Origin of the sequence: Carboxylicivirga longa, from assembly GCF_050589825.1 — a bacterium.
Classification (GTDB): domain Bacteria; phylum Bacteroidota; class Bacteroidia; order Bacteroidales; family Marinilabiliaceae; genus Carboxylicivirga; species Carboxylicivirga longa.
On record NZ_JBNGOZ010000029.1, the window covers coordinates 42,177 to 51,717 of the forward strand.

5 protein-coding genes are annotated in these 9,541 nt (G+C 40.4%); all 5 read left to right on the forward strand.

The annotated features are described in order from the left end of the window. The first annotated feature begins 7 nt into the window (after positions 1-7). The 5 genes from ACRD7A_RS17700 (at position 8) to ACRD7A_RS17720 (ending at position 9,524) form a co-directional block, all read left to right on the forward strand. Positions 8-2,347: an ABC transporter permease gene (locus ACRD7A_RS17700; protein ID WP_430812674.1), complete on the forward strand. Its 2,340-nt coding sequence runs from the start codon at positions 8-10 to the stop codon at positions 2,345-2,347. 218 nt (positions 2,348-2,565) lie between these two features. Continuing rightward, entirely contained in the window at positions 2,566-4,848 is a 2,283-nt protein-coding gene (locus ACRD7A_RS17705) for an ABC transporter permease (protein ID WP_430812675.1), read from the forward strand. A 26-nt stretch (positions 4,849-4,874) separates the two neighbouring features. Then, positions 4,875-7,235, forward strand: a complete 2,361-nt coding sequence (locus ACRD7A_RS17710) for an ABC transporter permease (protein ID WP_430812676.1) — start codon at positions 4,875-4,877, stop codon at positions 7,233-7,235. A 357-nt stretch (positions 7,236-7,592) separates the two neighbouring features. After that, positions 7,593-8,054, forward strand: a complete 462-nt coding sequence (tnpA, locus tag ACRD7A_RS17715; protein ID WP_430812677.1) for an IS200/IS605 family transposase — start codon at positions 7,593-7,595, stop codon at positions 8,052-8,054. Positions 8,055-8,351: 297 nt separating this feature from the next. Continuing rightward, positions 8,352-9,524 carry a serine hydrolase domain-containing protein gene (locus ACRD7A_RS17720; RefSeq protein WP_430812678.1) on the forward strand — a complete coding sequence of 391 codons (1,173 nt, stop codon included), beginning with the start codon at positions 8,352-8,354 and terminating at the stop codon, positions 9,522-9,524. Positions 9,525-9,541 lie beyond the last annotated feature (17 nt).

The window sequence follows — 9,541 nt, forward strand, 5'->3', positions numbered from 1 at the left end:
CCTAATTATGTTTTATCATTATTTCCTAATCGCCTGGCGAAACCTGAAAAGAAAAAAAACCTTGTCATTTATTCACGTTTTATGCTTGTCTGTTGGTTTGTCTGGCTTTTTGTTGGTGGCTAAATATGTGCAATACGAAACGAACTTTGATAAGTTTAATGTCAATTATCAGCATATCTATCGGGCCCAGACTTATGGAGAAGGCGACCGGACGGATGATTGGAATCAGCTGCCCATTCCAGTAGCACAGTATCTTAAAGATAACATTCCGGAGCTTAAGGAAGCGTTTGTCTTGAGTCCGATTTGGGCTGAGTTTTTGTCGCCAGATACGCAAACGGTGTTTAAAGAGCTTGACGGCTGCTGGGCGCCTTCTGCTCTATTCGACATGTTTTCGTTTGAGCTTTTGCAGGGGGAGCCGCTTACGGTTTTGGAGGCTCCCAATGCCATCGTGTTAAGCGAGACCATGGCTGAAAAGTATTTTCCTGGCGAAAATGCGATGGGAAAAACAATTTACGATGGCCAACAGAATGAATTGATGGTTACCGGCATTATGCGGGATTTGCCTGAACAGTCGCATATTAAAGCCGATTATTTTCGTTCTAATGTGTCAATCACTAGGGATTATGGCGAAAACTGGTACAATTCATCATTTACTGTTTATGTGCAGCTGAACCCCCAAGCATCAGTCAGTTATATCAACCAGAAGATTGCAGATGTCATTACTCAACACGACGCTAATTCCAAACGTGTTTTGTACCTCAACCCATTAAGCACCTTGCACCTGAAAGAGAATCCTCGCGATGATCGGGGAGCAGTGGTATACATGTTTTCAGGTTTGGGATTGATGATTCTGCTGCTGGCATGTGTGAGTTTCATGAACCTCACCACCGCTTTTTCGTCGTTGCGACAGGTAGAAATAGGCTTACGAAAAAGCATTGGCAGCAGTCGAAAGAGCATAGCCATTCAGTTTTTAAGTGAAACCATGTTTATTGCGTTGGTGTCTTTTGTTTTGGCAGTGTTTATTGCCCATTTGGTTTTACCGGTTTTTAACTCAGTTGTGGATCGTCACATCGAGCTGGAGTTACTTACCGATTATGGTTTTACGTTATTTTTGCTTGGTGTGGTGTTCATCACCGGGGTATTGGCAGGAGCCTATCCGGCTTTTGTGGTATCTAACTATAAGCCGGTGCTTGTTCTGAAACGCAGCAATTGGGTTAAAAAGAATCGCTTCAGTGCTTTGCAAGGCCTGGTTTATTTTCAGTTCGTTTTGTCGGTTATGTTAATTACCATCAGCCTTTGGATTTACAGGCAGGTGAACTATCTTACTAGTAAAGATCTGGGATTTGATCAAACACAGCTTCTGCATTGTTCCCTGCCCGCACAAAAGAGTACTGTTTCGTATGCTGCTCTGCGCGATGAATTACTGGCGCACCCCGGTATCGATAATATGACTATGTCCATCAATTCGCCCTTGCATTCCAACCGGGGTTCTCAAGTCATCCCCGAAGGCTGGTCAAAGGAAAACTCTGTGTTTATGCGGTGGAATGCGGCTTGCTCCAACTACATCAACACCATGAATATGCAGTTAGTTGAAGGGCGTAATCTTTCGGACCAATTGGCCAACGACCAGCAAGCTTGTCTGATAAACGAAACTGCCGCTCGTGCTTTTGGCTGGAAGCAGCCTATTGGCAAAAAGCTTGAAAAGGAAGGTATCTACACCGTTGTTGGAGTTATTAAAGACTTTCATATCGACGATGTACATAATCCAATAAAGCCTTATATGCTATTGTTAATTGAACAGGATCTATCTCAGGCTGTGGATTTAACGTTTAATATTCATCCTCAAACAACACAAAGCAGCCTTAATCACATTAACCAGGTATTGAAAAGGTACTTTACAGATCGTTTGTTTGCAGTTAACCACTACGATGCCAATGTAAAACGTGTGGAGCTGCAAATATGGAGCAGTGCTAAAAATACGATCCTGTTTTTTACCGTTATGGCAGTTATTATTGCCGCAATGGGACTGTTTGGCCTCATCTACTATGCCGCACAAAGGCGGGTAAAAGAGATTGGTGTTCGAAAAGTGCAAGGGGCGAAAGGCTATCAGATATTCCCGCTGATTACCCAAAAGTATATGCTAATGGCCTTGTCGGCGAATATCATTGTCTATCCTATAGCAATGCTTCTGAAGAATGCTATGCCCGGACAATTCAAGTATCAGTTTTCATTGCTTGATGTATGTATTGTTCTCTTTATATCTATTCTGATCACCTTAATATCCAGTGGCTACCAGGTAATAAGGGCAAGCCGCCTCAATCCGGTAGAAGCGTTGAGGTATGAGTAAGGATATAATAGATGACCATAATATGCTTCAGTGATGCAAGTTTAATGCTATAAGTTTGAAAATTATCCTAGGGTAAGTGGTTACAAAACGAATGACAAACACCGATTTGGAAAATGCGAAGGTTTAAATGCTTCATTTGAAATCGAAAATAATAGACTTATATGAATCATCTTTTTCTTTTTATACGGAAGTTTCTACAACAAAAAACCACAGCTTTCTTGAGCATAGGAAGTTTGTCATTAGGGTTAGCAGTTGCTTTATTGACTGGCTTATGGTGCATTAACGAATTCTCTTTCGATACTTTTCATCATCAGCCAGAAAATACTTATCGCATTATACGAAAAGGTTTTATTAATAATGAGTCCATTTCGATAGGAGCAGTTGGTGGACGCATGGGGTTAGAGATTATTGACAAAACCACCTCAATAGGTGAGATAACTCGAATCTATTCTACCTCAGATATTTTAACGGTTGGTCAGCATTGCGAGCAGGTAAATAATGTGTATGCCGCCGATAGTAATTATTACCGGATTCTTAATTTTCCCTTGAAAACAGGTGATTTTGCCAGTTTTGCCCAAAAACCAAATGCGATAATAATCAGCGAAGCATGGGCATTAAAGTATTTTCCAAACATTTCTCCCATTGGTGAAATTCTCAGTTATAAAGGAGAGCGCGAGGTGGTAGGCGTTATGAAGAATATGCCGGTCAACTCCTCGCTTAATATAGAAGCCATAGTTCGTATCGACGGCATCGATTATCTTAGAGATAATCAGTGGGGAGGGAACGATAAATTCATCACTTTTCTGACCCTTCAAAAGGGTGCCAATACTGCAGAGCTTGAAAAACTGATGACCAAGCATGCTTGTGAAATGTTCGAGCCTTATAAGGCTTTTGAACTTACTTTTCACCTTCAACCTATATTAGATATGCACTTAGGAGATCGCTTTCGTTTCGACTTTGTTCTTAGTCGCAGTAAAAATCAGGTGCTATCGTTTGGTTTGATGGCCATACTTGTACTTATAATAGCTTGTATCAATTTTGTTAATTTATTTATCTCTAGTTCAATTCTGAGCGCCAAAGCTGTAGGTATCAAAAAGACGCACGGAGCTAGTAAGTTTAGCCTTATGATGGAGTTTTTTGTTGAAACCTTAATTTATACCAGTATAGCTTCTATCATTGCTATTCTTGCAGTTGAGCTGATATTACCTGGTTTTAGTAGCATCATTGGGTATAAATTAAGTTTACCATTGTCGTCCATTGATTTTTACATCTCCATCATTGGGTTGATTCTAGTTGTTACCTTAATTGCCGGCTCTTTTCCGGCTATATATATGACACATTTTAATCCGCTTTTAACGCTTAAGGACCAGTTTAAAGGAAATAAAGTGTCGTTTATTCAAAAGAGTCTGGTGATATTTCAGGTAGGTGCTTCTATAGTTCTGTTAATTAGTTCTATTTCCATAAAGAAACAGATATCATTTTTACAAAATATGGATTTGGGTTTTAATAAGGAAAATGTGCTGTATGTTCATATGGACCGATCTATGGGTACTAATTTTCAGCGGGTTTCTGATGAGTTGCTCTCACATCCTGACATCATTAGTGTGTCAGGAAAAAACTCCACGCCTCTGGAATGGCAATCCGGAACAACAGTGAGGCTTATGAATGCTCCCGAAACTAAGTGTCTGATGGAGGTATGTGATGTGAAGCCCAATTATATAGACATGATGGAAATGCCTTTGATTGCTGGTAACAATCCGTTTGAGATCATTAATGATTCGCTTAATTATTGTCTCATTAATGAGGAAGCTGCCAAGGTATTGGGGAAGCAAAATTTACTGGAACAGCGGCTAGATATTAAGTTTCATGGCACTTACATTGTTAAAGGGATTGTGCGAAATGCATATACAAAATCACTCCACCAAAATGTGGATCCGCAGGTGTATAAGCTTATGACTGAAGACCAGTATGGCGTTATGCTGGTTAAGGTGAGCGGCAATCCGCGTAATGCGATACAACAAATTGGACAAATATGGAGGCGTGAAATACCAGACAAACCTTTTGAATATCATTTTTTAGATGATGACTATAACAGGTTGTACCGAGATGAAGAGGTTGCTGGACAAATTGCTACCTGGCTGATGCTAATTTCTTTTTTTATTACAATAGCCGGCTTGTTTGGGCTTGCAAGTTATGTAATTAGTCGGCGCACTAAGGAAGTTGGTTTAAGAAAAGTGAATGGAGCTACCGTTTTGGCAATTGTAACTAATCTTAATAGTAGGTTTATAAAATGGGTAGTCATTGCTTTTGTTATTGCGTGCCCTATTGCCTGGTATGCTATGGACAAATGGCTCGAAAACTTTGCCTATAAAACGAACCTTAGCTGGGGGTTATTTGCTTTGGCGGGCGTGTTGGCTCTGATAATTGCTCTCATAACTGTTTCGGTTCAATCGTGGAAAGCTGCCAGTCGCAATCCGATTGAAAGTTTGAGGTATGAGTAAACGTTTAACAATGATAATAATACGATATGGTTCGTTATAAAATTATTTTGCGTCAATTGTTACGTCATCCATCGAATACGCTAATCCGCGTTGTATCGTTGGTAATAGGCTTAAGTGTTTCGCTACTTATATTTTTACAAATCGCCCACCAATTGAATTTCGATGATTTTCATCCGGATAAAGATCGCATGCATCGCATTGCGGTTGTGTGGAATAATAAAGGTGAAATTGATGATGGGCCGGTCATTATTGCCCCTTTGGCGCAGGCATTAGAGGAGAATATACCTGAAGTGGAAGAGTATGCTCTGATTCGGAAAGGATGGAACACCAGCTTTTATACCGAGGAAAAGAAGGCGATTAATGCGAAAGCCTTATATGCAGATTCAACTTTTTTTTCCTTTTTCCATTTCCCCATTATTCAGCGTACCACCAATAACGAATTAACAAAGCCTTACCGGTTACTGATTTCGCAATCTACTGCCAATAAGTTTTTTGGCGAAACTGATGCTTTAGGAAAAGTTATTTATGATACCAACCAGAAGCCTTTTCAGGTGGAAGGTATTTTTCAGGATGTGCCCGCCAACAGTCACCTTGATTTTGATATTGTTGTGTCTTTTGAAACCATTCGTGCCGAAGGTAAAATGTACACCGGTTGGGGAGGGGGCGACAGTTTTAACGGCTACGTGAAACTGATTCCCGGAGCGAATGTTGCGTCTGTAGAAGAGCAAATACCTGATGTTATCGCAAAATATTACGATGCTACCGAAGATATCAAAGCAGGGCAAACCGAAACATTTTACTTACAACAGCTCAACGCAATTACAACAGCTCACGATACCTACAATACATTGGTCTTAAGTATTATGGGTGTTATTGGGATAATTATACTGCTGGTGTCCGTTTTAAACTATGTTTTACTCACACTAAGCTCTTTTCAAAAGCAGGTTTATAATCTAGGTATTCAACAATTCAGTGGGGCATCTAAAGCCGATATCGTAAAGATAATTATTAGAGAGCAGGTGCTAATGGTTATGGTTTCATCGGCTATTGTAGCGCTTATGATTAAGCCCATGCTGGTCATCTCTGCTGATGTTTGGGGGTGGTGCAGTTCCATTCTTTATAATCGGTATTCAATTGTTTTTACAATATTCATTTTAGGGTTTGTTTTACTATTGGCCATTGGCTTGCCATTGATCAGGCTTCAAAGAAAGCAATTCAGATTGGCCTTAGTCAAAAAAGGCTTTTCCAGAATGGAAGCATTAAGCAAGCGCATTTTGCTTGTTGGACAAATGGTGGGAGCCACCGTTTTGATGATTATTTTGTTTATGCTGATGAAGCAATTGCACTACATCGAAAGGATGCAGCTGGGATACACTACCGCCAACCGGCTGTATGTGCAAGTGAGGGGCGTTCAGAATCATTTGAAGGCGCCAGTTTTGTTAGATCAATTACAAAAACTATCGTTTGTAGAGTCAGCTTCGGCATCGTCGCAACTATTAATGGGAGGCCTGAGTGGGAATAGTTTTAAACTTCCGGGCAATGAGGAGGATTATTGGATCAGTCGTTTCATGTTTGTGGATAAGCATTTTCATTCAACCATGGGAGTAAAATTGGTGAATGGGGAATACTTATCGGCATTTGACGATACGGAACCCAACGTGGTCATTATTAATCAGGCCCTGGCCCGGATGATGAATTGGGACCATCCGGTGGGGCAGGAGATTCAAAGTAATTTTTCAAATCAGACCTTTCGAATTGTAGGTGTAGTTGAAGATTGTGTCAAATCGGCGCATGTGCGCAAACAGCCAGCCATTTTTTATAAAATACCGCCCCAATCCCTCACTGATTATGCCAACTATATTTCTATCTGTTTGCAGCCGGGTACTTCAGCAGCTCAAATCAATCAAATTAAAGATTTATTGAAGACGGAAAGCAGTATGGTACCTATGCAGCTTCAATTTTACGATACTAAAGTGGCTAATTACTACCGTACCGAGCGACGGCTTAAAAGGGCTATTATGGTATTTGCGGGCTTGGCCATGTTTTTAGCCCTCATTGGTTTGGCTGGTTTTGTGTTGAACGAGGTGCAATATCGAACTAAGGAAATTGGCATTCGAAAAGTTAATGGGGCCACTATTTCAGAAGTTTTGATAATGCTAAATCAGGATTTTACCCGGTGGGTTGTTCTGGCAATTCTCATCGCCTGTCCTTTGGGGTATTTTATGGTTGAACAGGCATTTCGGTTTTATGCCTACAAAACCGAACTCAGCTGGTGGATTTTTGTCTTGGCGGGAATGGTATCCTTAGGCATGGCTCTGCTCACTGTTTCGGTTCAATCGTGGAAAGCCGCCAGACGAAATCCGGTTGAGTCGCTTAGGTATGAGTAGAATAGAACATTGATCCGTAATGATGACTTCTTTGTTATAAATAACTGTTCAAAACACCATCCCTACGGGATTATAAAAATATGAGCTTATCTGTTTTTACTAATACATCGAGCCTCTGGCTCTACCAGGATAATTTGCCAATGGCGCTTATTAATTGTTTAATTTTTTTGCCTGTCTAAAAGTTGCATCGCGACGGTGTTCTGGTAGATTGAATCACGATAATCCAACAAATCGTATTGCGATGGTGTTTTGTAATAAATTGATAATGATGGTATATTGAGGAAATTGATGCAAAGGTAACCGCATTAATCCTCAGTGGCAATAAAATGACAAACAGAAATTTAAAGCGAAATCATCATGGCCAACACATATACCCAAATGAATATACATGCAGTTTTTGCCGTACGAGGAAGAGTTAATTGTATAACCCAAGTATGGCGCGACGAACTCCATAAATATATAGCGGGAACCTTGAGGGAAACCAATAATTATTCCCTGGCCGTTGGAGGGTACAGCGACCACGTGCATATATTCTTTGAGTTACACCCAACATCGTCTGTTTCAGAAGTATTGAGGAATGTAAAGGCAAAATCATCAAAATGGATAAACACCAGAGGTTTTGTGTCTGGTACATTTGAATGGCAAGCCGGTTATGGTGCCTTTTCTTATTCCAGGTCACAACGCAGTAATGTAATCAAATACATCATGAACCAAGAGGAGCATCATGGTAAAAAGAGTTTTAAAGATGAATACCTTGCGTTATTACAAACCTTCGAAATCGATTATAACGATGTCTATTTGTTTGATTTTTATGATTAACACCATCCCTCCAGGATTATTAAAGGATTAGTAATGCCGGTTTTTACCATAACATCGAGCCGCTGGCTCTGCCGTAACATTGTGCTGCTGGCACAAATTAATAGGATTATCGTTTATTACCTGATATAAGGTCCCGTAGGGACAATGTTATGGTAAAAATGTATCACGTCAATCCGATAAATCGCGTAGCGATGGTGTTATTGTAAAAATGAAAGTTTCATTAAAACGATGTTCTAACAGCTGTTTAAAAGTGTATTTTTATAAGTGGCAAAAGTTATTAACAACTAATCAAACCTTATGAAACGATTCATACCACTCGCATTCATTCCGATTTTCATTACATCCTGCACCACCCTGTACCGGGGAGCACGCTATTGGGATGCAGATATTACCGATCATCAAATTTTTCCGTTTACGGAAATTAATCCGGGCGATTCTGTGTTTCACTTTGCTGAAGGTAATACGAGTATTTTTGATACCCTTAAAATCTCCTATCGCACAGATACAGCTAAGCTGTTAAATCAAATTATTGAACCATCGAGTACCCACGCCTTCATCGTTATTCGTAACGATAGTATTTTATTTGAGAATTATTACGAAGGTTATCAGCGCTCTGACATATCTACTTTGTTCTCGGTGTCAAAATCAGTGACCTCTTTACTGATGGGCATTGCCATTGATGAAGGTTATATTGAGAGCGTTGATGATCCGATAACTAAATACATTCCGGAGTTAAAAGGGAAAGACCCGAATTTCGAAAAGCTGACTTTGCAACACCTGTTAGATATGCGGTCAGGCACCAATTACAACGATGGTTCATCCAATCCCTTTTCGCATATCGCCAAATTGTATTATGGGACTAATCAGCTTGCTAAACTGAAGCGCCTGAAGTTTGAGCATGAACCCGGTGAGGTTCATAACTACCAGAGTTCAAGCACTGCATTATTGGGTATTGCCATTGAAAAGGCGACCGGCAAAGAGTTGGGAAAGTATCTTGAGGAGAAAGTGTGGCTGCCCATGGGTATGGAGTACCGTGCCACCTGGAGTGTGGATGACCGGCGGCATCGTTCTGCAAAGGCCTATTGTGGTCTTAATGCCACAGCTATTGACCTAGCCAAAATTGGTCGCTTGTACCTCAATAAAGGGGTATGGAATGGGAAACAGATTGTATCGAAAGAGTGGATCAAAAGAGCCGAAACACCAATTGTTGAAAATGATGGATACCGGAATCAGTGGTGGAGTATTGATGCCAATGCAACGGATAGCCTTGGCAGCTATTATTTCCCCGATTCATTATCAGCTGTTCGGAACATGACTGAGCTTTATAAGAATAAATACAAGCATTATTTGGTGTGGAAAGATGAACAGGCACCAGATGCAACCAAACCGTGGCGCATTGTGGTTTATACCGGCACTTTCAGAAGTGATACTTATGAAGAACAATATATGAGGTTAATCTTTGTTGATTAGCCTTTTTGTTTTTCATA